Genomic DNA, 23863 nt, shown 5'->3' with positions numbered 1-23863 from the left:
GAATGCGCAAGCTCGACACCAAGACCATCATTGTCGCCAGCCACAACGCCGGCAAGATCCGCGAAATCCAGGACCTGATCGGCCCGCTGGGTTTCACAGCCAAGTCGGCAGCCGAGCTCAATTTCGTCGAGCCTGACGAGACCGGCACGACCTTCGAAGAGAACGCGAAAATCAAGGCACTCGCCTCTGCCAGCGCTGCCAACATGCCGGCGCTGTCTGATGATTCCGGTCTGGTGGTCGATGCGCTCGGTGGCGATCCCGGCGTCTATACGGCCAATTGGGCCGAGACCGCCGATGGCACCCGCGATTTCGCGATGGCGATGCAGAAGGTCGAGACGGCACTCGAGAAAGCCGGAGCGGCCAAGCCGGAGCAGCGCACAGCCCGCTTCGTCAGCGTTCTCTGCCTTGCATGGCCGGATGGACATACGGAGCTTTTCCGCGGCGAAGTCGAAGGCACTGTCGTCTGGCCGCCGCGCGGCACGCAGGGTTTCGGCTACGATCCGGTGTTCCAGCCGCAAGGCTATGAGACCACCTTCGGCGAGATGAGCGCCGAACAGAAGCATGGCTGGAAGCCCGGGGATGAGCAGGCGCTATCGCATCGTGCGCGCGCCTTCAAAATCTTTGTCGAAACCTGCCTGGAAGCGTAAGGTCGGCTCGTGGACGATCTGAACAACCTGACTTCGCTGCGTGATGCCAAGCTTCTGCCGGATACCGGGGAGCCCGGTTTCGGCGTCTATGTTCACTGGCCCTTCTGCGCCGCGAAATGCCCCTATTGCGATTTCAATAGCCATGTGCGCCACCAGCCCGTCGATCAGGAGCGCTATGTGGCTGCCTTCCTCAAGGAGATGGCCGCGATCCGCCAATTGAGCGGACCGAAGACGGTGACCAGCATCTTTCTCGGCGGCGGCACGCCCTCGCTGATGAAGCCGGAGACCGTGGACGCGGTCCTGAACGGGATTGCCCGGGAATGGCACGTGCCTTCGGGCATCGAGATCACCATGGAGGCCAATCCTTCGAGCGTCGAGGCAGAGCGGTTCCGCGGCTATCGCGTCGCCGGCGTCAACCGCGTCTCGCTCGGCGTTCAGGCGCTGAACGATCGCGACCTGAAATTCCTCGGCCGACTGCACAATGTCGAGGACGCGCTGAAGGCGATCAAGCTGGCGCGCGATATCTTCCCGCGCATGTCGTTCGACCTCATCTACGCACGTCCCAATCAAACAGTGGACGAATGGGAACGCGAGCTCAAGGAGGCCATCTCCTATGCCGTCGATCATCTGTCGCTCTACCAGCTGACGATCGAGGAAGGCACGCCTTTCTACGGCCTGCACAAGGCCGGCAAGCTCATCGTGCCTGACGGCGAGCAATCGGCCGTGCTCTACGAGGCAACGCAAGAGATCACCGAGCGCGAAGGCATGCCTGCCTACGAGGTGTCCAACCACGCCCGCCCCGGCGCCGAGAGCCGCCACAACCTCACCTATTGGCGCTACGGCGACTACGCCGGTATCGGGCCCGGCGCCCATGGCCGCCTGACCCGCGGCGCCGAGAAGCTCGCCACGGCAACCGAGCGCAAGCCGGAATCCTGGCTGAAGATGGTCGAGCGTGACGGACACGGCGTTCTCGAAGAGGAACGGCTCGGCTACGAAGAGCAATCGGATGAATTGCTGCTGATGGGCCTGCGGCTGAAGGAAGGCGTCGATCTCGCCCGGTGGCAGCAGCTCTCGGGACGCGATCCGGATCCGGCGCGCGAGGAGTTCCTGCTGGAACACGGCTTCATCGAGCGGCTCGGCAATTCGCGGCTTCGCTGCACGCCATCGGGGATGCTGATCCTCGATTCCGTCGTGGCCGATCTCGCCTGCTAATTTTCAGGCCGCGCGCTTGCGGCCGAGCGCCAGCAACCGCCCGTCGATCGCCGCAAGGCCGATGGCAATCATCGCCATGCCGATCAGATGCTTCGTTTGCAGCTGTTCTCCCAGGATCAGCGCACCGAGCAGGATGGCGCTGACCGGGATCAGGAAGGTGACAAGCATCAGATTGGTCGCACCCGCCGTCGCCAGGATCCGGAAGAACAGAATGTAGGCGATCGCCGTCGAGAGAATGGCGAGGCCGAACAGCGCCACCCAGGTTTCAGCACCGGGCATTGCCAGCGTCCACGGGCGGTCGGCAATCAGGGCGATCGGGATCATCAGCGCGGTAGAGGCCGTGACCTGGCCGGCAGCCGGCAATAGCGGCGGCATGCCCATGGCGCGGAAGCGGCGTCCCCAGATCCCGGCAAAGGAATAGGAAATCGCCGCGCCGAGGACGGCGAGCTGCGCCAGCACGTTCGAGCCGAGATCATGCAGCGCGTCGAAGCCGATCATATAGGCGACACCGGCAAAGCCGACGACGACACCGATCAACCGGTTGGCCGTCATTTTCTCATCCGCCGTCAGGAAATGGGCAACGACGACGGCAAAGAGCGGCGTCGTGGCATTCAGGATCGAGGCGAGCCCACTGGCGATATGGGTCTGGCCCCAGACGATCAGGCAGAAAGGGATCATGTTGTTCAACACGCCCATGCCGAAGAAGGTGATCCAGCTTTTCGGATCGCGCGGCATCCGGTGACCCATCATGCGGACGATGAGATTGAGCGCGATAGCAGCAAGCAGCACGCGGCCGGTGACAATCGTGAAAGGCGGCAACGCCTTGACCAGGATGCCGTTGAAAAGGAACGAGCCGCCCCAGAGCAGGGAGAGAACCAGCATCATGCCCCATTCGGCCAAGCCCATCTGCTTCTGCATCGTCATCCTCCATCGCATGCAAGCGTCATAGAGCGGCCAGGCGGTAGCGGCCACCCGATTCCTGCAGACGCAGCATGCAGCTACATTCGATTTATTCTCGTCCGAGATCGGCAGGCAATGTGCATTGCGGATCCGTTTGATGCTGATATTATTTCCATAATCGGATCGCGGCAAACGAGTCTTTTTCGCCTTACACTTTAGCTGAGCTAAATCATGAGCGACTATCTACCCTCGCTATCGGCCTTGCGGGCCTTCGAAGCCGCAGCCCGGCACCTCAGCATGACGCTCGCAGCCCGGGAGCTGAACGTGACGCCCGGCGCCGTCAGTCTGCAGATCCGCGACCTGGAAGCCGCGCTTGGCGTGCAACTGTTCGACCGCAAGCCGCGGGCGCTGGCGCTGACCGTCGAGGGCGCCGACTACTTCACCACGCTGAGGGCGGCATTCCGGCTGGTGCGCGAAGCGACGGCGGCGATCACGGCCCGGGCGCGCGGCGCGATCCTCAACGTCACCTGTACCGCCGGGTTTGCCACCTACTGGCTGGTGCCCCGGCTTGGCCGGTTCGAAACACTGCATCCGGAGATCGACGTGCGGATCAGCGCCTCACACCGCGTCCTCGATTTCCAGCGCGACGGGATCGATCTGGCGATCCGTCATGGGCTCGGCGGCTATGAGGGGCTGGTCAGCGAACGGCTTGTCGATGACGAACTCATGCCGGTCTGCATACCCAAGCTTGCCGGAGAGCTCGGTGATCACCCCGCTCCCGCGGCGCTGGCGCCCTTCACGCTGATCCACGACGTCTACCGCCACGACTGGCAGCTCTGGCTGGAGGCCGCAGGCGCGGCCGGCGTTGACGCGTCCCGCGGGCCGATCTTCATGCATGGCAATGGCGCCTATGAGGCGATGAAGGCCGGTCTTGGCTTCGCGCTGATGCGACGCTCCTTCGTCGACACGGAGCTCAAGGAAGGCGCCGTCATCGCACCCTTCCCGATCGGCGTCGCCAGCCGCCTTGCCTTCCACCTCGTCTATCCGGGTGCCGCCTTGGAGCGCCCGGCCGCGGCCGCGTTCCGCCGCTGGCTACTCTCGGAGGCGCAAAGTTAGGCACGTCGATAAATCAAAGATGAATTATCTAGTCACCTTTATCTTCCTTTTCGCTGATGGTGCGGTTATCAAGCAGTGACTGCCTGCATTGAAGCCGAACGGTGCCATGAATATCCGTTGTTCTGCCATTCCATCTTTATGGCGCGCTGAGGCGCGCTCCTGCCGCATGGTCAGCACATGGCGGTGATTGCAGCCACAGAGGCCCTGAGAGGCGCCTACCGCCCGTCAGAGCGGCTTGCGTCACTGTTTACCGGCGAGCATGCGTGGTGTGCCGAAAAGCTCATGCTGTCGGCGGACCTGGAAGGCGCGATGCCTCTCAACAGCTTCTTCACCGGCGGAGCGTTTGAACAAGCAATCGACCGCTACGCCGCCATCTCGGGCGGAACCGACCGCCGTGCTGCCGTGTCGATGTGGACGCTCTACTACTTTGCCGGTCTGACGATCGCCTATCTGATTGCGAGGCGCGCCGGAGGCCGGCGGCTGCCGGTTGCTTTCGATGAGATGACCATTGCGCTCAACGAGGACGGACTGCCGCGCGCCTTCGGCGTGCCGCATAACGGTTGGGATGATGGCGCTGCCCGCGGCTCTTTCGAGGCGATCGATCCGCTTCTTGAAACACATCTCTTCAAGGCCGTAGGCCAGTTGGTGAAGCACGGCATTTCCGCCAAGCTCTGCTGGAACAATGCGGCCGTCTATATCGACTATGCGCTGCGGCTGACCGCAGACAAGGACGACCCCGACTTGGCCCAGGCCGACCTGCCGGTTTTCGTGCGTGGCTGCCTGCCCGATGGCGGCGTCAATCCGCTCTCCGGCTGTATCCGGCACGTGGAGGAGAACGGCGAATGCGTGGCGCGCCGAAAGGTCTGCTGCCTTCGCTATATGCTGCCCGGCATACCGAGCTGTGGCAAGCTCTGTGCGCTGCCTGAAAGACGCAACCAGTAGCTCAAACTTGATCTTCGCCTGCGCCTAATGCCTGCTGGCGCTTCTGGCCTTGAACAGGCTACCGGTCGGGGTCTGCAGGAAGGTGTCGAGCGGGATATGTTCCTGGTGCAGGAAACCGGTCGATGGCAACAGTCCGTCGCGCACCATCTCGATGACGGCGACGACCGAGGCTGATGTGGTCCAGGCGATTGCCGTCCGCCTCTCTCCGGCAACCTCGATCGGATAATAGGCGCGGACGAATTCTTTGCGGCGCAGGCTGCCTCGCTCGGTGCCTTCGGCGGCGACATGGACGTAGACGACGTCGTCATCGACGGGCGGCTTGGCGTCGGTCAGGATCTGGCCGGCAAGCTTGCGCTGGTCGCGCATCAACAGTTCGTGGAAGAAGAAATTCATCAGCTCCATGTGGCCGGGATATCGCATGGTCTTGTAGTCGAGGTTCTCGACCTTGCCGAGCAGCGTATCGCACATGGTTCCGAGCCCGCCGGAGGTGGTGAAGGCCTCGAGCTTTACGCCTTCGACATAGATCGTCTCGTGCCACTCCATCGGCGAAACGAGCTTGCGCACACCGCCCTCGATAACCTCGCAATCGTTCAGATATTCGTTGACCACGCCTTCGGGCGACCAGTTGAAGGCGTAGCCCAGGAGGCCCGTCGGATGCTGCGGCAAGGCGCCGACGCGCATGCGGATCGAGCGGCAGCGTTCGAAACCGTCGGCAAGGCTCGCGCCGACAATGCCGACGAAGCCCGGCGCCAGGCCGCATTGCGGCGCCATGAGGCCGCGCGAGGTCTTCGACAGCTCGATGATGAAATTCGTCGTCGGCACGTCTTCGGTGAGATCGAAATAGTGGACGCCGGCGGCATGCGCAGCGCGAGCAAGCGCGATGTTCAGGTGATAGGGCAGGCAGGACAGGACGGCCTCGACGCTGGACAGGAGTTCGGCCGCGACAGCGGCGTTCGAGATGTCGCCGGTCCGGCAGGTGAAGGGCACATCCGACAGCGGAAGCTGGGCATCGACGCCCGTGACCTCGAAACCGCCTTCATTCAGAAGCGTTGCGGCGAGACGTCCGACCTTGCCGAGACCGACAACGGCGATTTTCCTGAAGCTCATCCTGTTCCCTCCCAAGCAGCGACCGCTTCACTTTGAGCCGTCTTTGCCGGGGATGTACAGGATAAAAGACCCGTAAAAAGAAAAGGGCCGGGATCGCTCCCGGCCGTAGATTTCCAGCGCTCAAAGGCGCACTATTCGTTGATCAGACGCTTCAGCAGCTCGATCTCGTGCGACAGCTTGGTATCTTCGGAGATCAGTTCCTCGATCTTGCGAACCGCGTGAAGCACGGTCGTGTGGTCACGTCCACCGAAGCGGCGGCCGATCTCCGGGAAGGAGCGCGGCGTCAGCGTCTTCGATAGATACATGGCGATCTGGCGCGGCTTGACGATGACACGCGTGCGGCGGTTCGAGACCAGTTCCTGGCGCGAGACATTGTAATGGCGCGCGACGATGCGCTGGATGTCCTCGATACGGACACGGCGCGGTTCGCCGGAGCCGACCAGATGCGCGAGAAGCTCATCGACGCGTTCGATCGACAGGTTGGGCTCGAAGGAGCGGCGGAAGATCAGCTGGTTGAAGGCGCCTTCCAGTTCGCGGCCGCTGGCGGTGACGCTGCGGGCGACATGCGACATCAGTTCGGCCGGAATTTCTAGCGACGGATCTTCGACGCGGGCAACGGCCAGACGGCGCTTGAGGATTTCGAGACGCATCTCGTAGTCCGGGCCGTCGAGCTCGATCGCGACACCACCCTGCAGACGCGAACGGACGCGCGGATCCAGCGATTCCAGCTCCCATGGAGCGCGGTCGGCAGCAACCACGACCTGCTTGGCGCTGTCGAGCAGCATGTTCAGCAGGTGGCAGAATTCGTGCTGGATCATCTTGCCCTGCAGGAACTGCATGTCGTCGATGATCAGGAGGTCGATGTTGCGCAGCGAGTCCTTCAGCGTCAGCGCATCATTGTCGCGGATCGCCGTTGCGAAGCGCCACATGAAGTATTCGGCCGTCAGATAGACCACGCGCAGGGCGCGGGGGTTCTGGACAGCGGCATTGGCGATCGCCTGCAGCAGATGCGTCTTGCCGAGGCCGACCGTCGAATGAACGAAGAGCGGGTTGAAGCGCACGGCGCCCTGGCCTGCTTCCGCGATGGTCTTGGCAGCTGCCAATGCAACGCGGTTGGAGCTGCCCTCGACGAAGGTGTCGAAGGTGAAGCGGGAATCCAGCGGCGAGCCGAACAGCGGCTGGCCGAAGGTTGCCGGACGTGCCGCTGCTGCAGCGGAAACGGCCTGCTGGACGGCGTGGCCGGCAGGCTGGGCCGATGCCGGACGGCGGATCGGCGTGACCTGCGAAGACGGCTCTTGGGTAGCCACCTCATCGGCAGGCTTGACGCCAGCGCGCGTTGCGGTGCGCACGAGAATTTCGACTTTCAGGATTTCCGCATCTTCCTGCTGGAACAGGCTGGTGATCAGATCCAGATAACGGTTGTTGATCCAGGACTTCAGAAAGGTCGTCGGAACGGTGAGCCGTACGACGCTCTTGGAAACCGAATGAAGCTTCAGACGCTGGAACCAGCTTGCATAAACGTCCGGGCCGACCTGTGCCTTCAGACGGGCGCTAACGCGCTCAAAAAGTACGCCATGTTTCATGTCTCCCTTTTCTCCTGCCGCCTCAAGCGAAGTAGAGCCAAATGCCGATGCCTTGTCCCCGTTCTCAAGTGCACCCGCTGCCATAGAATTCATCTGCATCATGCCGCCTTCCAATTTCATTTCACCGGGCGGTCATCCGAAAAAACGGCCGCCCGATCAATTTTCCCCGTTAGACAGGCTGGCGTCCCCTCATGAGCCGCAGGCTTGCCGGTTCACTCAATACAGATGTCCCAGCTCTAAAAGAGAGCGGCGCAGAAACCCGTGGCGGAAACCGCCATCATGGGGCCTCCGTCATGTTGTCTCCTAACCGTACTGGCTGGCGGCCCTCGTTCGCCCGCTAACCAACCGGAACACAAATGTAGTTTCCCCATCCCCTTCGGCTTCACCTTAAACGTGCAGCCGTCGAGCGCACAAAGCTATCCGTTCCGAGACCAGCCACGGCCGCGGTACAAATATGCTCAAGTGCTTGAAAAAACGGAGAGATAGACTGCTCCGCGACAAAAGATACAAACTCATCGCCCTGCCGGTATGGCAGTTAAGACTAAACCTTTTCAGGTGATGTCCGCGCCCTTTGCTGGAAGTCATTTAGGCAGGATCGGTTGCGGATATCAACGATGAATTTTACGCAAAATTAAGGAGGGGCCATTGACTCCGGGCACCGGTTTAGGGCGTCACGCCGGTGTCAAAAAAGAATCGCAGAAGAATCAATGAGATTCCCAAAGTGGGTATTTTCGACACGCTATGAAAGAAAAAAAATAAAAATCCGCTTGACTCATTTCGCCCCCCTTCCGGAGGGGGGAGAGTCGCGCGACGTTGAAAGAACCTAGCGCAAGTATTTGATATTAAACGATTTTTAGTGTCATCCGTCCGACACGAAATCGTCGCTGAATTCGCCATACAAGGGCCAGATCGCGGAATCGAAAAAGCCCGGTAAAATTACCGGGCTAATCATAACGAGCAGTTCGTTAACGAAATGTTATGCGCTTGCGGACGCCGAGAGCGTCTTCAGACGGGCAGCAAGACGCGAGATCTTGCGGGATGCCGTGTTGGCGTGAAGCACGCCCTTGCTTGCGGCGCGTGCCAGTTCCGGCTGCGCTGCGAGGAAGGCTTCCTTAGCCTTGGAAGCGTCGCCGGATGCGAGTGCCTCTTCGACCTGGCGGACGAACGTGCGAACGCGCGAGCGACGAGCCTTGTTGACGTCGGTGCGGCGGGCGATCTTGCGGGTCGCTTTTTTCGCCGAAGCTGTATTGGCCATGGATGCCTCTCAAAAGAATTCGAACAAAACTCCGCCATCACCGCGGGCCCTGCGGCCACTATATTCAGCAATGCGGGAGCATAATCGGAAAACCAGAGCGGCTTCCCGAACCGTGGGCGGGCATATAACTCTAAAGCCGGGCGGCGTCAACGCGGATTTTCACGGAAACGCAGCCTTTCTCCACTGAATGCCCATCAGCGGTGCTTGAAGTCTGGTTTACGCTTTTCGATGAACGCCGTCATCCCCTCTTTCTGATCGGCGGTCGCAAACAGGCTGTGAAAGAGACGGCGCTCGAAACGGAGACCTTCCTCCAACGTGACCTCGAAGGCGCGATTGACCGCCTCCTTGGCCATCAGCACCGAGGGACGCGACAGCGAGGCGATCTTGGCGGCTGCCTCCAGCGCCTCGTCGAGCAGGCGCTCCGGCGCCACCACACGCGAAACGAGTCCCGCGCGCTCAGCCTCGGCCGCATCCATCATCCGGCCGGTGAGCACCATATCCATCGCCTTCGACTTGCCGACCGCCCTTGTGAGGCGCTGCGAGCCGCCCATCCCGGGAATGACGCCGAGGGTGATTTCCGGCTGGCCGAACTTGGCGGTCTCCGATGCGATGATGAAATCGCACATCATCGCCAGCTCGCAGCCGCCGCCGAGTGCGAAGCCGCTGACGGCGGCGATCACAGGCTTGCGTGCCTTGGCAATCTCGTCCCAGCCGCCGATGAATTCGGCCTTATATATATCGGCGAATTCGAGCGGCTGCATTTCCTTGATATCGGCGCCTGCCGCGAATGCCCGTTCTGAGCCGGTCAGGACGATGGCGCCAACGGCGTCGTCGGCATGAAAATCCGCATAGGCCTGCTTCAGCTCGCTCAGCACCCTAGAATTCAGCGCATTGAGGGCCTGCGGGCGATTGAGGGTGATCAGGCCGACATTGACGCGGGTTTCGACGATCAGGGTTTCGTAGGCCATGCGGTTCTCCCTATTTCTGGCAGACGGGGCAATAGAAGGTGGAGCGGCCCGCCTGGACGATACGCGAAACCGTACCGCCGCAGCCGGGCGTGCGGCAAGGATCGCCTTCGCGATCATAGACAGAGAAGGAATGCTGGAAATATCCCAGCGAACCATCCGTCTGGATATGGTCGCGCAGAGACGAGCCGCCGGCCTTGATTGCATCGGCGATCACATCGCGGATCGAGGAGACGAGCAGCTCCAGCGATTCTTTTGGTTTCCCCGTCTTGGTGACCAGGGTCTTGGCGGCTTGTGTCGGCAGGATATGCGAGCGCCATAGCGCTTCGCATACATAGATATTGCCGAGACCGGCGATGTTCTTCTGATCGAGAAGCGCGCTCTTCAGCGGCTGCGCCTTGCCCGCGAAACGTTCGGCGAGATAGGCGGCACTGAGCTCATTTCCCGTCGGCTCCGGCCCGAGGCCGAAAAGGAACGGATTGGTCTGCAGTTCCGAACGCTCGGCAATATCCATGAAGCCGAAACGGCGCGGATCATTATAGATGACGCGCCTTGGTCCCTTGCTGCTCTCCAGATGGAAGATGGCGTGGTCATGCTTCTCGTCTTTCGAGCGCTCGTGATGGAAGTCGCCTGGTACGGCTTCCTGAGCGCCCTCCTCGATCCGGAAGGAGCCAGACATGCCGAGATGCGAAATGATGGTCTTGCCGCTATCGAGATCGATGAGCAGATATTTGGCGCGGCGCCCGAGACCGATGATCGTGCGGCCGGTGACATCGGCCTCGAATTTCTCCGGAAAGGGGAAGCGCAAATTGCCGCGGCGAAGCTCCAGCCGCTCGATGCGCGTGCCCTCCATCGCGGGGGTCAGACCGCGTCTGACGGTTTCGACTTCTGGCAATTCCGGCATCGTTACCCATCTGTAGCTAAACGTATTTCAACCGCTGGCGATGTGCGCTATAGCGCCAGAAGGCCGCGGCTTGCGATCCGCGCCTACAGATAGCGTCCAAAGCATCGTTTCGCTATGGTCGCCGCACCGATTTCGAGTAACGGAGTTTTCCGATGTCAGACAGCCGCACTTCCGCCGATGGCGGCATGGAAACGTCCTACGGTTTCCGTGAAGTGTCGAACGGCGAGAAGCAGGGCCTCGTCAACGAGGTCTTCCACAAGGTCGCCAAGCGCTACGACATCATGAACGACGTCATGTCTGCCGGCATGCACCGCGTCTGGAAGGACGCGATGATCGCATCGCTGAACCCGCGCAAGGAGCCGGGTTACAAGGTGCTCGACGTTGCCGGCGGAACCGGCGACATCGCCTTCCGGATCATCGAAGCTTCCAACCGGCTGGCGCATGCGACGGTGCTCGACATCAACGGCTCGATGCTCGGCGTCGGCGCCGAGCGGGCCGAGAAGAAGAAGCTCTCCGACAATCTCACCTTCGTCGAGGCCAATGCCGAAGACCTGCCCTTCGAGGCCAACAGCTTCGATGCCTATACGATCGCCTTCGGCATCCGCAACGTGCCGCGCATCGACGTGGCGCTGTCGGAAGCCTATCGCGTGCTGAAGCGCGGCGGACGTCTGCTCGTTCTTGAATTCTCCGAAGTCGATCTGCCGCTGCTGGACAAGGTCTATGATGCCTGGTCGTTCAATGCGATCCCGAAGTTCGGCAAGGCGATCACCGGCGACGCCGAGCCCTACCAGTATCTGGTGGAATCGATCCGCAAGTTCCCGAACCAGGAGAACTTTGCCGCGATGATCCGGGGCGTTGGCTTTTCGCGCGTCAGCTACACCAACTATACGGGCGGTATCGCAGCCCTGCATTCTGGCTGGAAGCTCTGAGGGAAAATGGGAATAGATACGGTTCCTTCCTCATTCCTGTGCTTGTCACAAGAATCCAGTGCGCCCAAATCCTTGGGCGCGGGAGACTCTCATGAGATTGCTGCTTTATTCACGGCGCAGACGCGCCGTGGCTGGATTCCTGTGACGGGCACAGGAATTAGGGCAGCCGCATGAGTGCTTTCGGCGCATATTTCCGGCTTTGGCGCGTCGGCTGGGTGCTGGTGCGCGAGGGTGTCGTATCGGCCCTGCCGTCCGAAGGGCTTCCGCCCGTGGTGGCGCTCGCCAAATCAGCTGTGACGATCTTCGAGCGCAGCAAGGCCAAGCGCCAGAAGCGCAGCGACCGTCTGGCGCAGGCCGTCGAGCGACTCGGCCCGTCCTATGTGAAGATCGGACAGTTCCTGGCAACGCGGCCCGATGTCGTCGGCGTCGATTTCGCCAATGATCTGTCGCAGCTGCAGGACCGGATGACCTTCTTCCCGATTGCGGCGGCCAAGGCCAATATCGAAGGCTCGCTCGGGCGTCCGATCGAAGAGCTCTACGCAAGCTTCGGCGATCCGATCGCCGCAGCGTCGATCGCCCAGGTTCATCCGGCAGAAGTCGATGGTACCGATGGCCGCAAGAAGGTGGCTGTCAAGGTTGTCCGGCCCGGCGTGCGGCAGCGTTTCGGCCATGATATCGAGGCGATGTATCTCGTCGCTCACCTGCAGGAGCGCTTCATGCCCTCCAGCCGGCGTCTGCAGCCGGTGGAAGTGACCAAGACGCTGGAGCAGACCACCAAGGTGGAGATGGATCTGCGCCTCGAGGCGGCAGCCCTTTCCGAGATTGCCGAGAATACCGAAAAGGATCCGGGCTTCCGCGTTCCCAAGGTCGACTGGGAGCGCACCGGCCGCGACGTCATCACCATGGAGTGGATCGACGGCGTGAAGATGTCCGATGTCGAGGGGCTGCTGGCCGCCGGACATGATCTGAACGCGCTCGCCGACACGCTGATCCAGTCCTTCCTGCGCCATACGCTGCGCGACGGCTTTTTCCATGCCGACATGCATCCGGGCAATCTCTTCGTCGACGCACAGGGCATGATCGTCGCTGTCGACATGGGGATCGTCGGACGGCTCGGGAAGAAGGAACGGCGCTTCCTGGCCGAGATCCTCTACGGCTTCATCACCCGCGACTATATTCGTGTCGCCGAGGTGCATTTCGAGGCCGGTTACGTTCCCGGCCACCACAATGTCGAGAGCTTTGCGCAGGCGATCCGGGCGATCGGCGAACCGATCCACGGCCAGCCGGCCGAGACGATCTCGATGGGCAAGCTTCTGACGCTGCTCTTCGAAGTTACCGAGCTCTTCGACATGCAGACGCGGCCCGAACTCGTCATGCTGCAGAAGACCATGGTCGTGGTCGAAGGCGTGTCGCGCATGCTCAATCCGCGCTTCAACATGTGGAAGGCGTCCGAGCCTGTCGTCGGCGAATGGATCCGCAACAACCTCGGCCCGAAGCGCATCGTTACCGATCTGAAGGACGGGTTGAAAGCGGCGGTGAAGCTTGCCGAAGCCGTGCCCGAGATCGCCGCGCAGACGGAGAAATTCCATCACCAGCTGCTGCATATGAGCGAGCATGGATTGCGCTTCGACGAGCAGACCACCGAGGCGATCGGCAAGTCCGAGGCACGGCACAATCGCTCGGCCCGGATTGCTCTCTGGATAATTGCCTTGACGCTTCTCTATATTGCCTGGACGTTGAACTGACTTCAGGCAAAGCAAATGCATGCTGTGTTCGGCATTTGGGATATCCCATGGTGTGACGCACTCGCTTAGTCTCGCCCTTAAGGAGACCAGCAGATGAAGCATGAACGCCCCGGCATAGAATTGTCCGGCCAACCTCTCGGCTTTGCGGAGATGGTGAGGATCGGATCGGGCAAAGTGGCGCTTTCTGCTTCGGCAGCAGGCATGGCACGAATCCAGCACGCCCGCTTGATCGTCGAAGAGGCCATCAATTCCGGCGTGCCGGTCTATGGCTCGACGACAGGCGTCGGCGCCATGAAGGACGTCGAGTGGTCGAATGACGAGCTCGAAGCCTTCAATCTCGGGCTGGTGCGCGCTCACCATTTCGGCACCGGCACTCCCTTTTCCTGCGCCGTCGTGCGCAATGCGATGGCGATCCGCATCAATACGGCGCTGACGGGCCAGGTCGGCTGCACGGCGGAGCTGATCGAAGCCTATATGCGGCTTCTCGACGCCGATCTTATTCCGCTGGTGCGGCGGACAGGCTCGATCGGTTGTGCCGATATCGGCCTGATGGGCCAGATCGGCGCGGTGCTGACAGGCGTCGGCGAGGCCGTCTATCGCGGCAAGCGCATGCAGGCGGCAGAAGCCTTCCAGGCGGCAGGGCTGGAGCCCGTCAGGATGGCGCCGCGTGACAGCCTGGCCTCGCTTAGCGTCAATGCTGTGAGCTTTGCCGCCGCTGGCGAGGCGACCCGGAATGCTGCCGCTTCGATCCGCGTCCTTCTTGCGACCGGCATGATGGCAGCCGGCGCGCTTGGCGCCTCACGCGATCCCTGGAAGGCCGTCCGCCATGTGGGCACGGCCCGCGAGGCGCTAATCGGATCATGGCTTTGCAACGCCTCGGACCCTTGGGACTGGCCGGTCGCCACGCATGTTCAGGACCCGCTCAGCCTGCGCATGATCGCACAGGTCTTCGGCGCGGTGATCGAGAACCTTCTCTCCACCGGGCACAAAATTCTGGCTGCAACGGGCCGTTCCGATGACAATCCAGTCGTCGTCGAGGGCCGGGTGATGACATCGGGCGGTTCGCTGCCGCTGGACGTGACGATCCTGCTCGAATCCGCAGCGCTCTGCATGGCGCATGCGGCGCGCAACGCCTTCAACCGTTGCGTCATCCTCGGCAATGGCCAGCGCCGCGATCTGCCTGTCAATCTCGTTCCTCCCGGCAAGATCGCTACAGGCTTCGGCCCGATCATCAAGCTCGCAGGTGAAATCTTCTCGCGCGTTCTGTCGATGTCCAACCCTGTGTCGGCGCAATCTCTCGTGGTCGCCGCCGGCCTGGAAGACGAAGCCGCCTTCCTGCCGCTGGTGATCGAGCGTTTCGAGCGCCAGACGCGCGCGCTCCGGCGCCTGGCGGCATTGGAGGCCCTGTTGTCTGCGCAGGCGGCCGACATCCTTGGCGACAAACCGAAGGGTGTGGCGGGGATGATCTATGACGTCGTTCGCAGCCACGCCGAATTCTATACGGTGGACCGGCCGCTTTCGGCCGAGGTCGAAGCGATCGAAGAGGACCTGGGATCCGACGCCTTCGTTTCGAAACTGATCGCCGAGATGCCGATCGCCTCCTTCGACGATTTCTTCGCGCTCGGTTCGCTGGAGCGCATCGAAGAACGGCTCGCCACCGAGCCCACGGTTCTCTGAAATTCAAGCATAGAGGAAAGCGGCATGGCTGATTTCGATCTCGTTCTACAGGGTACGGTCGTTCTGCCGGAACGCATTCTGGAGCAGGGCTATGTCGCCGTCCGCGACGGCAAGATAGCCGAAGTCGGCCAGGGCGTCCCGCCTGCCGCCCGGGAAAGGCATCTGCTCGGCAAGGCTCTGATCCTGCCCGGCGCGATCGATGCGCAGACACATTCGCTGTCGCAGAAGAATCAGGAAGACTTCATCTGGTCGACCCGCTCGGCTGCCGCAGGCGGCGTCACCACGATCGTCGACATGCCCTATGACGAGGGCAATCTGGTCTGCTCAGCCGAAGCGGTAAAGAAAAAGGTGGACCATGCCGGCCCGCAGGCACGCGTGGATTTCGCGCTCTATGGTACCGTCGATCCCGAAGAAGGCGCGAAGCGCATCCGCGAGATGGTGGATGCCGGTGTTGCGGCCTTCAAGTTCTCCACCTTCGGCACGGATGCCAAGCGCTTCCCGCGCATTCCCCCTGCCCTGCTTGACGAATGCTTCGCGGCCATCGCCCCGACCGGCCTGACGGCCGGCGTCCATAACGAGGATGACGAGGCCGTCCGCACCTATATGGAAAAGGTCAAGGCGAGCGGCATCACAGACTGGCGTGCCCATGGCCTCTCCCGTCCGCCGATCACCGAGTTGCTGGCGATGCACACGATCTTCGAGACCGGCGCCAACACCGGCTGCCCGTCGCATGTCGTGCATTGCTCGCTCGGCCGGGGCTACGACATTGCCCGCGCCTACCGCCGCGACGGCTTCGAGGCGACGGTCGAATGCTGCATCCACTACCTGACGCTGGACGAGGAAAATGACGTGAAGCGGCTCGGCGGCAAGGCGAAGATCAACCCGCCGATCCGCCCGCGCGCCGAAGTCGAGACGCTGTGGCGCAAGGTCGCTGAGGGCAATGTCTGGCTGGTTTCGACCGATCACGTCAGCTGGTCGGAAAACCGCAAGACCAATCCGGATATGCTGGCGAATTCTTCCGGCGTTCCCGGCCTGGAAGTGATGGTACCGCTATTCGTGAAGGGCGCGCTGGAGCGCGGCATATCGCTCACCTGGGCGGCAAAGTTGATGGCTGAGAACCCTGCGAAGCATTTCCGCCTTGACCACATCAAGGGTGCGCTGACACCGGGCAGAGACGCCGATATCGTCGTGCTCGAGCCACGCGAGACCGTTTACGACGCAGCCGCGAGTGGCAACAATATCGTCGGCTGGAGCCCCTATCACGGCATCCGCCTGCCCTGGAGCGTTTCGGCCGCCTATCTGCGCGGCGAAAAGATAACCGATGGCGCCAAGGTGCTTTCCGAGCCGGGCAACGGCAAGTTTGTCCGCCCGCTGCCCCGCCACGTCCTTTCTGGAGAATCCGCATGAGCCGCAACCTGCCCGTCAACGCCGGACGCATCGCCGAAGACATCGATGCGCTGGCAAAGATCACTGAACCGGATCACCCCTGGACGCGCCGCGCCTTCTCGCCGCTTTTCCTTGAGGGCCGTGCCTATATCGAGGCGCGGATGAAGGCCGCCGGGCTTGAGACGCGGATGGACGCTGCGGGCAACCTGATCGGCCGCCGCGCGGGAACGAAGCCGGGCCTCGGGACGATCATGGTCGGCTCGCATTCCGATACCGTGCCTGACGGCGGGCGCTTCGACGGCATTGCCGGTACAATCACCGCGCTGGAAGTGGCGCGATCGCTGGCGGATCAGAATGTCCAGCTGGATCACGACCTGGAAATCATCGACTTCCTGGCGGAGGAAGTCAGCATCTTCGGCGTTTCCTGCATCGGCAGCCGCGGCATGACCGGGCAGATCCCGGAAGCATGGCTGTCGCGCACCAATGGCGACCGCACGCTTGCCGACGGCATCACCGAAGTCGGTGGTAATCCCGCGACGCTCTTGGCGCAGAGCAGGCCCGACCTGAAGGGTTTCCTTGAGCTGCATATCGAGCAGGGCCCGATCCTCGAGAACGAGAAGAAAGACGTCGGTATCGTCACGGCGATCGCCGGGATCACCCGGATCGAAATCACCGTCGAAGGACGTGCGGATCATGCCGGGACGACGCCGATGGATGGCCGTGCCGATGCGCTGGTCGCCGCCTCGCAGCTGGTGCTCGACATTCGCGAGGCCGCAGCCCAGCGAGCGAAGACGCCGGGACATTTTGCGGCAACGGTCGGCGAATTCCGGATCGAACCGAATGCCGCCAATGTGGTGCCGTCGAAAGTCGTGCTGCTGATCGACGGGCGCGCTGAAATTCGCGGCGACATGGAAGCTTTCTGCGAGTGGCTGGATGCCCATGTGATCAAGCTGGCGATCGCCCAAGGCGTAACCATCAAATCGCCGAACCGCGTTTCCGACAATTATCCGACGCCCGGCGATCCGCGGCTGCTGAAAATTCTGGAGCAGGCCTGCGACACCGTCGGCGCCAAGCATCGCCGCATGGCGTCGGGTGCCGGTCACGATACGGCCTGGGTTGCCAAGGTCGCACCCGCCGCGATGATCTTCGTGCCCTGCAAGGAAGGCCGCAGCCATTGCGCCGACGAGTGGGCGGAGAATGATGACATCGCGCTCGGCGCCGCCGTGCTGTTTGAGGCGGTGCGCGACATGGACAAGAGCTTGAATGAGGAGAAGGCCTGATGGGACGCATACTCGTTGAGAAGGACGTAGAAGCTGCGGTCAAGGGCGGCTCCGTCTATGCGGCAGGCGGTGGCGGCTGGGCCGATCACGGCCGGATGCTCGGCTATGCCGCGGTCAATGTCGGCAAGCCGGAGCTTGTTTCCATCGACGAGCTCAAAGACGACGACTGGATCGCGACAGCTGCAGCCATCGGTGCGCCCGCCTCGACCACGCCCTGGGAGATGCAGGGGATCGACTATGTCAAGGCCGTGCAGCTGCTGCAGGAAGAGCTTGGCGAGAAGCTGTCAGGCCTGATCATCGGCCAGAACGGCAAGTCCTCGACGCTGAACGGCTGGCTGCCCTCGGCCATTCTCGGCACCAAGGTTGTCGACGCCGTTGGCGATATCCGCGCGCATCCGACCGGCGATATGGGCTCGATCGGCATGGCCGGTTCGCCGGAGCAGATGATCCAGACGGCGGTCGGCGGCAATCGTGCAGAGAATTGCTATATCGAACTGGTGGTGAAGGGTGCGACGGCGAAGATCTCGCCGATCCTGCGCGCCGCATCCGATCAATCCGGCGGCTTCATCGCCTCCTGCCGCAACCCGCTGCGGGCCTCCTATGTGCGCAAGAATGCCGCACTCGGCGGCATCTCGATGGCGCTGGCGCTTGGCGAAGCGATCATCGCTGCCGAGAGGAAGGGCGGATCGGCGGTGATCGACGCGATCTGCAAGACAACAGGCGGCAGCATTCTCACCGAAGGCATCATCACCAAGAAGGACGTGGTCTATACCAAGGAAGCTTTCGATATCGGCACGATCGTCGTCGGCTCCGGCGACAATGCAGTGACGATGCATGTGATGAACGAATATATGGCCGTGGACGACGCTGGTGGTACGCGCGTCGCGACCTTCCCGTCCGTCATCACCACGCTCTCTCCCGACGGCGAGCCGCTGTCTGTCGGCCAGCTGCAGGCAGGCATGCATATCTTCATCCTGCATGTGCCGATGGAGATCATTCCGCTTTCGGCCAGCGTTCTCGACCCGACGGTCTATCCCTCCGTCGAAAAGGCGATGGGCATCGAGATCGCGCGCTACGCGCTGGCATCGAAAGCTTGAAATAAACGAGTTCCCCTTCTCCCCAGCGGGGAGAAGGTGGCCCGAAGGGCCGGATGAGGGGGGGACTGCGGCAGACTCGTCCGTCGCTTACCGCTCCGGCCGTTCGCTTCTATCGTCGCTCACCCCCTCATCTGCCCTGACGGGCATCTTCTCCCCGCTGGGGAGAAGCGGGAAACACCTTTGCGAGGAACACTGTCATGCCTAAAGCCAACCCACGCCACCCGAAATTTCCGATCCCCGGCGGGCCGGAGCTGCGCGCCAAGGGCTGGCGGCAGGAGGCTTTGCTGCGGCTCCTCGAAAACGTGCTGTCGGTCGGCGAAGACCCGGAAAATCTGATCGTCTACGCGGCCCTCGGCAAGGCGGCGCGCAACTGGGCGGCCCACAAGGGTATCGTCAAGGCACTGACCGAGATGGACGAGGACCAGACACTGCTGATCCAGTCCGGCAAGCCGATCGGCCTGGTGAAGACACACGCCAAGGCGCCACTGGTGATCATGGCCAACTGCAACATCGTCGGGCAATGGGCGAAGGCCGAGGTGTTCTACGAGCTGCAGCGCAAGGGCCTGATCTGCTGGGGCGGGCTGACGGCCGGCGCCTGGCAATATATCGGCAGCCAAGGCGTCATCCAGGGCACCTACGAGATCTTCATGCGCATCGCCGAGCGCCGTTTCGGCGGAGACCTCTCCGGCCGCTTCGTGCTGACGGCGGGCCTTGGCGGGATGGGTGGCGCGCAGCCGCTCGCCGGACGCATGGCGGGTGCCGCGATCCTCTGCGTCGATATCGATGCCGAGAGGGCGAAGAAGCGCCAGGAGATCGGCTATCTGCAGGAAATCGCGCCTGACCTCGATACGGCTCTCCAGATGATCGATGAGGCCGTCAAGGAAAAGCGCGCGCTGTCCGTCGGCCTCGTCGGCAATGCTGCCGAAGTCTACCCGGAGATTGCCCAGCGCGGCATCGTCCCCGACGTCGTGACCGACCAGACCTCGGCGCATGACCTCGTCTACGGCTACGTTCCGAAGGGCATGAGCATCGCGCAGGTGAAGGAATTGCGCGACGACGGTCAGGGGCAACTGATGGCGGCCAGCCGCGCCTCGATCGTCCAGCACGTCACGGCCATGCTCGAATTCCAGAAGAAGGGTTCCGAGGTTTTCGACAACGGCAACCTGATCCGCACGCAGGCCAGGGAAGGCGGTGTCCAGAACGCCTTCGACATCCCGATCTTCACAGAGGCCTACCTGCGGCCGCTGTTTGCCCGCGCCATCGGCCCCTTCCGCTGGATGGCTTTGTCAGGCGAGGAGAGCGATATCGCGCGCATCGACGATCTGCTGCTCGAGATGTTTCCCGACAACAAGATCATCACCAACTGGATCCGGCTGGCGCGCGAACATGTGCCCTTCGAAGGCCTTCCCGCCCGCATCGCCTGGCTCGGCCATGGCGAGCGCACGGCGCTGGCGCGGCGGGTCAACCAGCTGGTCGCCAGTGGCGAATTGAAGGGGCCTGTCGCCTTCTCCCGCGATCACCTGGATGCGGGCGCCATGGCGCACCCGAACATCATGACCGAGCGGATGAAGGATGGCTCCGACGCCATTGCCGACTGGCCGCTGATCGACGCCATGATGCTCTGCTCGTCGATGGCCGACCTCGTCGTCGTCCATTCCGGCGGCGGCGGCTATGCCGGCTACATGACGAGCTGCGGCGTCACCGTGGTTGCCGACGGCACGGATGATGCCGACGAGCGCCTCGACCACGCGCTGACCAACGATACGGCGCTAGGCGTGATGCGCTATGCGGATGCAGGCTACGACGATGCGCTTGACGAGGTTGCCAAGAAGGACGTGCCCTATATCCGGCTTGGTTGAGGTTTCGCCCTAACCCTGGAAGCTCGAAAGCCGCCTTGCCGCATAGGCAGCGGCGAAAGCGCAGGCGAGCATGGCGAGCGTGAAGAAGACGACCGCGGACCATCCTTCTGCCGAGAAGACCCAGCCGCCTGCCGAGCCCATGACGCTGGAGCCGACGTAGTAGGCGAGCATGTAGAGCGACGACGCGTGGCCCTTGGTGCCCTTTGCCAGCTTGCCGACGAGGCCGCTAGCGATCGAGTGGCTCATGAAGAAGCCGCTGGTCAGCACGATGATACCGAGGATGATGACAGGCAACGAGGCCGAGAGTGTCAGCGCGCTTCCGGCTGCGGTGACGGCAAGGCCGGTGAGCAGCACGGCGAAATGGCCGAAACGATCGCCGAGGATGCCGCCGATCGATGAGGCACCGATGCCGAACATGTAGACGGTGAAGATCAGGCCGAGTTCTGTTTGTGTGAGTTCATAGGGCGGCGCGACGAGCCGGAAGCCCGCGTAATTGTAGATCGTCACGAAGGAGCCCATCGCCAGGAAGGCGATGGCGAAGACGAAGGGAAGTGCCGGATTGCGGAGGTGGCCGATCCACGCCCGCAGATGAAAACGCGGATCGAAACCCGGGCGGCGGATGAAATTGCGCGACGCAGGGAGCAGCAGGATAAAACCGATCGCTGCGGCCAGCCCGATCGCACCCATCAGCGCCATCGCCGGGCGCCAACTCAGATATTCGGCAAAAATTCCCGTCAGCACCCGGCCGGACATGCCGCCGAAGGCGGTTCCTCCGACATAGAGGCCCATGGTGGCGCCGAGCCCCTTCGGATCGATCTCTTCGGCGAGATAGGCCATTGCCACAGCGGGCACGCCGCCGAGGACGAAGCCGAGCAGCGCGCGCAGCACCAGCAGCATATGCCAGTTCGGCGCGAAGGCGGCGGCGATCGTCAGGAACGCGGCACCAACGAGCGAAATAGACATCAGGCTGCGGCGGCCGAGACCTTCGGAAGCGGCGGCGGCGCAGACGATGGCGATTGCCAGAAATCCCGTCGAAAGTGACAGCGCCAGAGAGCTCTCAGCCGGGCTGACGGCGAACTCGGAGGCGAAGACCGGGAGGAGCGGCTGGACGCAGTAAAGCAGCGAAAAGGTCGAGAAACCCGATAGGAACAAGGCAAGGCTCGCCCGCCGGTAGGGCGTGGTGCCGCGGGTCAGGTATTGCCTTGCAGGCGCCGCCGCCTGCATCTCGGCCGGAGAAATGTCGCTCATTCTTGCTGCTGTCTTTGGCATGTCAGGCACCTTTCGCCTTTGATCTAGCCAGCAGGGCGCAATTTGTCCAATATATGGAACAACCATTCTCGATAGCTTTTGGAGATAGTGCAGATGGAGCTCCGGCATATCCGTTATTTCCTGGCCGTTGCCGAGGAGCGCAATTTCACCCGCGCCGCAGCCAAGCTCGGCATCGGCCAGCCTCCGCTCAGCCAGCAGATCCGCGATCTGGAAGCGGAAGTCGGTGCCGCACTTTTCCACCGCGTGCCGCACGGGGCGGAACTGACGGCAGCCGGTGAAGCCTTTCTCGTCGAGGCGAAGGCATCGCTCGCCGCCGCCGAGAAAGCCAAGCTTGCAGCACAGCGGGCCAACCGCGGCGAGACTGGGCGGCTGGCGCTCGGCTTTACCGCGTCCTCGGCATTCAACACCGTGGTCAGCGCGACGATCCGGCGCTTTCAGGCACAGTGGCCGGAGGTACGGCTGTCATTGACCGAGATGAACACGCTGGCGCTGATGGAGAAACTGCACCGCGGCGAGCTGGACGCGACTTTCATGCGCCCGAGCCTGGATGATCCGCCCGGTGTCCGGCTGAAGCGGCTCGCCGACGAACCGATGGTTATCGCACTTCCGGCAAGTCATCCGCTGGCAAAGCGCGCGGCGCTGCCGCTCTCGCTGCTCGCCAACGAGCCGTTCATCCTCTTTCCGCGGCTTGTGGGGCTCAGCCTGTTCGACGATGTTGTACTCGCTTGCCGGAAGGCCGGATTTGAACTTGAAGTGGCACAGGAAGCGCCGCAAATCTCCTCGGTCGTCAATCTGGTGGCCGCGGAACTCGGCGTGTCCATCGTTCCGGAATCGATAGCGCAGATCAGGCTCGACGGCGTCGCGTACCGGCCGATCGAGGGACCGCCCGCCGTTGCCCGGCTGGCGCTTGCAGTTCTCAAGACCCAGCGCTCGCCGGTCACGGAAAACCTGATGAGCCTGCTGTAAATCCCCAACCTCAGGATGCGGGCCGATCCCAATAGGGCGGATCGCCGAAAACCTTCTTCAGATGATCGGCAATGGCGCGCAGCTTGGCCGAGGGATTGCGGCCTTCGGGATGGGCCATGTAGATGAATTCCGGTTCTGGCGTGCTGCCAACGTCGATCTCGGCAAGCGCACCCTCGCTAATGGCCGGTCCGGCGATGAAGGCCGGCAGAAGCGCAATTCCGAGGCCTGCGATCGCCGCATCGCGCAGCATGTCGCCATTGTTCATGCCCATCGCCAGTTGGGCGCGCACCACGGCGACACCCTCTGCGGTCTGGAAGCGCCAGTCGGCAACACCGCGATTGGTGTAGAAAAGTCCCCGGTGCTCCTGAAGACTGGCCAGAGTGCGCGGGATGCCCGCCTTGGCAAGATAGTCCGGCGAGGCGACCAGCATGCGGCGGCTCGGAGCGAGCTTCCAGGCGACAAGACGCGAGTCGGCGATCGGGCCGTTGCGAATGATGGCGTCGTAGCCCTCCGATGCCGCATCGACGCGGCGATCGTCGATAGCGAGCGTCAGGGCGATTTCCGGATGTTCGGCGAGAAACGGATAGAGAGCTGGCCCGAGATGCATGCGCCCGAAGGTGACGGGGGCGGCAATCCGCAGCGGACCGGCAAGCGTGCCCCGGCGCTCCGCCATGCTGGCCGACGCCTCCTCGACCTCGTGGACGATGCGCAGCGCGCGCTCCAGAAAGGCTGTCCCATCCTCCGTCAGCGTCAGCTTGCGGGTGGTGCGATGGAGAAGCAGGCCGCCGAGCGTTTTCTCAAGTTCCGCAAGGCGTTCGCTGACGACGGATTTCGACAGGCGGAGCCTACGTGCCGCTTCGCTGACCGAACCGGCCTCGACCACGGCGACGAAAGCCGCAATTCCCTCAATCTTGATCATTGTTCGGTATTTCCGAAATCGAGTTCCACCATTTGCAGACTAATCCGAACAAATAGAAAATGCCATCTTCCACTCATTGAAGGGGCACGACGCCCCGCAAATAGG

At 62.4% G+C, this 23863-nt stretch carries 20 protein-coding genes; 12 read left to right on the top strand and 8 right to left on the bottom strand.

Annotated elements, in window-relative coordinates; translation table 11 throughout:
• Nucleotides 1–2: 2 nt before the first annotated feature.
• Together rdgB and hemW are read left to right on the top strand one after the other, a co-directional pair.
• Nucleotides 3–647 carry an RdgB/HAM1 family non-canonical purine NTP pyrophosphatase gene (gene rdgB, locus AC1DNK_RS01365; protein ID WP_477938962.1) on the top strand — a complete coding sequence of 215 codons (645 nt, stop codon included), beginning with the start codon at nucleotides 3–5 and terminating at the stop codon, nucleotides 645–647.
• A gap of 9 nt (nucleotides 648–656) precedes the next feature.
• Nucleotides 657–1859, top strand: a complete 1203-nt coding sequence (gene hemW / locus AC1DNK_RS01360) for a radical SAM family heme chaperone HemW (RefSeq protein ID WP_477938960.1) — start codon at nucleotides 657–659, stop codon at nucleotides 1857–1859.
• Nucleotides 1860–1862: 3 nt separating this feature from the next.
• Here hemW and AC1DNK_RS01355 read toward each other — a convergent pair whose 3' ends face one another.
• Nucleotides 1863–2783 carry a DMT family transporter gene (locus tag AC1DNK_RS01355; RefSeq protein ID WP_477938958.1) on the bottom strand — a complete coding sequence of 307 codons (921 nt, stop codon included), beginning with the start codon at nucleotides 2781–2783 and terminating at the stop codon, nucleotides 1863–1865.
• Nucleotides 2784–2990: 207 nt separating this feature from the next.
• On the opposite strand from AC1DNK_RS01355, the gene gcvA reads away from it, so the two are divergent.
• Nucleotides 2991–3875, top strand: a complete 885-nt coding sequence (gene gcvA / locus AC1DNK_RS01350; protein ID WP_477938956.1) for a transcriptional regulator GcvA — start codon at nucleotides 2991–2993, stop codon at nucleotides 3873–3875.
• A gap of 177 nt (nucleotides 3876–4052) precedes the next feature.
• Nucleotides 4053–4817, top strand: coding sequence for a siderophore-iron reductase FhuF (gene fhuF, locus AC1DNK_RS01345; protein WP_477938954.1), 765 nt, complete (start codon nucleotides 4053–4055; stop codon nucleotides 4815–4817).
• Between the two features lie 24 nt (nucleotides 4818–4841).
• Here fhuF and AC1DNK_RS01340 read toward each other — a convergent pair whose 3' ends face one another.
• The 5 genes from AC1DNK_RS01340 to mutM form a co-directional block, all read right to left on the bottom strand.
• A complete protein-coding gene (locus AC1DNK_RS01340; RefSeq protein WP_477938952.1) occupies nucleotides 4842–5924 on the bottom strand; it encodes a saccharopine dehydrogenase family protein in 1083 nt (360 codons plus the stop codon).
• 131 nt (nucleotides 5925–6055) lie between these two features.
• Nucleotides 6056–7606, bottom strand: coding sequence for a chromosomal replication initiator protein DnaA (gene dnaA / locus AC1DNK_RS01335; RefSeq protein WP_112385388.1), 1551 nt, complete (start codon nucleotides 7604–7606; stop codon nucleotides 6056–6058).
• An 877-nt stretch (nucleotides 7607–8483) separates the two neighbouring features.
• The gene (gene rpsT, locus AC1DNK_RS01330; protein WP_112385227.1) at nucleotides 8484–8762 is read right to left on the bottom strand and encodes a 30S ribosomal protein S20; all 279 of its coding nucleotides are present in this window, start codon (nucleotides 8760–8762) and stop codon (nucleotides 8484–8486) included.
• A gap of 194 nt (nucleotides 8763–8956) precedes the next feature.
• The gene (locus AC1DNK_RS01325; protein WP_477938950.1) at nucleotides 8957–9730 is read right to left on the bottom strand and encodes an enoyl-CoA hydratase; all 774 of its coding nucleotides are present in this window, start codon (nucleotides 9728–9730) and stop codon (nucleotides 8957–8959) included.
• 10 nt (nucleotides 9731–9740) lie between these two features.
• Nucleotides 9741–10631 (bottom strand): bifunctional DNA-formamidopyrimidine glycosylase/DNA-(apurinic or apyrimidinic site) lyase, encoded by an 891-nt coding sequence (gene mutM / locus AC1DNK_RS01320; protein ID WP_112514124.1) that lies wholly within the window; start codon nucleotides 10629–10631, stop codon nucleotides 9741–9743.
• Between the two features lie 152 nt (nucleotides 10632–10783).
• Here mutM and ubiE point away from each other — a divergent pair, with 152 nt between their 5' ends.
• The 7 genes from ubiE (at nucleotide 10784) to AC1DNK_RS01285 (ending at nucleotide 20604) form a co-directional block, all read left to right on the top strand.
• Nucleotides 10784–11560, top strand: a complete 777-nt coding sequence (gene ubiE, locus AC1DNK_RS01315; RefSeq protein ID WP_477938947.1) for a bifunctional demethylmenaquinone methyltransferase/2-methoxy-6-polyprenyl-1,4-benzoquinol methylase UbiE — start codon at nucleotides 10784–10786, stop codon at nucleotides 11558–11560.
• 170 nt (nucleotides 11561–11730) lie between these two features.
• On the top strand, nucleotides 11731–13305 hold the full coding sequence (gene ubiB / locus AC1DNK_RS01310) for a 2-polyprenylphenol 6-hydroxylase (protein WP_477938945.1): 1575 nt from the start codon (nucleotides 11731–11733) through the stop codon (nucleotides 13303–13305).
• A 93-nt stretch (nucleotides 13306–13398) separates the two neighbouring features.
• Nucleotides 13399–14982 (top strand): aromatic amino acid lyase, encoded by a 1584-nt coding sequence (locus AC1DNK_RS01305; RefSeq protein ID WP_477938943.1) that lies wholly within the window; start codon nucleotides 13399–13401, stop codon nucleotides 14980–14982.
• 24 nt (nucleotides 14983–15006) lie between these two features.
• The gene (locus AC1DNK_RS01300) at nucleotides 15007–16389 is read left to right on the top strand and encodes a dihydroorotase (protein ID WP_477938941.1); all 1383 of its coding nucleotides are present in this window, start codon (nucleotides 15007–15009) and stop codon (nucleotides 16387–16389) included.
• Complete coding sequence (locus tag AC1DNK_RS01295; protein ID WP_477938939.1) at nucleotides 16386–17648, top strand: Zn-dependent hydrolase; 1263 nt, start codon at nucleotides 16386–16388, stop codon at nucleotides 17646–17648. The genes AC1DNK_RS01300 and AC1DNK_RS01295 overlap by 4 nt, the downstream gene beginning before the upstream one ends.
• Entirely contained in the window at nucleotides 17648–18745 is a 1098-nt protein-coding gene (locus AC1DNK_RS01290; protein WP_477938938.1) for a DUF917 domain-containing protein, read from the top strand. Before AC1DNK_RS01295 ends, AC1DNK_RS01290 begins: the two co-directional genes overlap by 1 nt.
• A 197-nt stretch (nucleotides 18746–18942) precedes the next feature.
• Nucleotides 18943–20604, top strand: coding sequence for a urocanate hydratase (locus AC1DNK_RS01285; protein ID WP_477938936.1), 1662 nt, complete (start codon nucleotides 18943–18945; stop codon nucleotides 20602–20604).
• Nucleotides 20605–20613: 9 nt separating this feature from the next.
• Here AC1DNK_RS01285 and AC1DNK_RS01280 read toward each other — a convergent pair whose 3' ends face one another.
• On the bottom strand, nucleotides 20614–21852 hold the full coding sequence (locus AC1DNK_RS01280) for an MFS transporter (RefSeq protein WP_477938934.1): 1239 nt from the start codon (nucleotides 21850–21852) through the stop codon (nucleotides 20614–20616).
• Between the two features lie 114 nt (nucleotides 21853–21966).
• Here AC1DNK_RS01280 and AC1DNK_RS01275 point away from each other — a divergent pair, with 114 nt between their 5' ends.
• A complete protein-coding gene (locus AC1DNK_RS01275; RefSeq protein WP_477938932.1) occupies nucleotides 21967–22839 on the top strand; it encodes a LysR family transcriptional regulator in 873 nt (290 codons plus the stop codon).
• 10 nt (nucleotides 22840–22849) lie between these two features.
• Here the strand turns inward: AC1DNK_RS01275 and AC1DNK_RS01270 are convergent, their stop codons facing one another.
• The gene (locus AC1DNK_RS01270; protein ID WP_477938930.1) at nucleotides 22850–23758 is read right to left on the bottom strand and encodes a LysR family transcriptional regulator; all 909 of its coding nucleotides are present in this window, start codon (nucleotides 23756–23758) and stop codon (nucleotides 22850–22852) included.
• Between the last annotated feature and the right edge of the window lie 105 nt (nucleotides 23759–23863).

The sequence above is a fragment of the Rhizobium sp. 01N424 genome, assembly GCF_056399485.1.
This window is presented reverse-complemented; position numbering and strand designations above follow the sequence as displayed.

Bases quoted from the DNA above. Each gene is read 5' to 3' on its own strand.
- mutM (WP_112514124.1), bottom strand. From the start codon at position 10,631: ATGCCGGAATTGCCAGAAGTCGAAACCGTCAGACGCGGTCTGACCCCC.
- AC1DNK_RS01305 (WP_477938943.1), top strand. From the start codon at position 13,399: ATGAAGCATGAACGCCCCGGCATAGAATTGTCCGGCCAACCTCTCGGC.
- AC1DNK_RS01295 (WP_477938939.1), top strand. From the start codon at position 16,386: ATGAGCCGCAACCTGCCCGTCAACGCCGGACGCATCGCCGAAGACATC.
- AC1DNK_RS01285 (WP_477938936.1), top strand. From the start codon at position 18,943: ATGCCTAAAGCCAACCCACGCCACCCGAAATTTCCGATCCCCGGCGGG.
- AC1DNK_RS01280 (WP_477938934.1), bottom strand. From the start codon at position 21,852: ATGAGCGACATTTCTCCGGCCGAGATGCAGGCGGCGGCGCCTGCAAGG.
- AC1DNK_RS01355 (WP_477938958.1), bottom strand. From the start codon at position 2,783: ATGACGATGCAGAAGCAGATGGGCTTGGCCGAATGGGGCATGATGCTG.
- dnaA (WP_112385388.1), bottom strand. From the start codon at position 7,606: ATGCAGATGAATTCTATGGCAGCGGGTGCACTTGAGAACGGGGACAAG.
- ubiE (WP_477938947.1), top strand. From the start codon at position 10,784: ATGTCAGACAGCCGCACTTCCGCCGATGGCGGCATGGAAACGTCCTAC.
- rdgB (WP_477938962.1), top strand. From the start codon at position 3: ATGCGCAAGCTCGACACCAAGACCATCATTGTCGCCAGCCACAACGCC.
- AC1DNK_RS01340 (WP_477938952.1), bottom strand. From the start codon at position 5,924: ATGAGCTTCAGGAAAATCGCCGTTGTCGGTCTCGGCAAGGTCGGACGT.
- AC1DNK_RS01290 (WP_477938938.1), top strand. From the start codon at position 17,648: ATGGGACGCATACTCGTTGAGAAGGACGTAGAAGCTGCGGTCAAGGGC.
- fhuF (WP_477938954.1), top strand. From the start codon at position 4,053: ATGGCGGTGATTGCAGCCACAGAGGCCCTGAGAGGCGCCTACCGCCCG.
- gcvA (WP_477938956.1), top strand. From the start codon at position 2,991: ATGAGCGACTATCTACCCTCGCTATCGGCCTTGCGGGCCTTCGAAGCC.
- AC1DNK_RS01270 (WP_477938930.1), bottom strand. From the start codon at position 23,758: ATGATCAAGATTGAGGGAATTGCGGCTTTCGTCGCCGTGGTCGAGGCC.
- rpsT (WP_112385227.1), bottom strand. From the start codon at position 8,762: ATGGCCAATACAGCTTCGGCGAAAAAAGCGACCCGCAAGATCGCCCGC.
- ubiB (WP_477938945.1), top strand. From the start codon at position 11,731: ATGAGTGCTTTCGGCGCATATTTCCGGCTTTGGCGCGTCGGCTGGGTG.
- AC1DNK_RS01300 (WP_477938941.1), top strand. From the start codon at position 15,007: ATGGCTGATTTCGATCTCGTTCTACAGGGTACGGTCGTTCTGCCGGAA.
- AC1DNK_RS01275 (WP_477938932.1), top strand. From the start codon at position 21,967: ATGGAGCTCCGGCATATCCGTTATTTCCTGGCCGTTGCCGAGGAGCGC.
- AC1DNK_RS01325 (WP_477938950.1), bottom strand. From the start codon at position 9,730: ATGGCCTACGAAACCCTGATCGTCGAAACCCGCGTCAATGTCGGCCTG.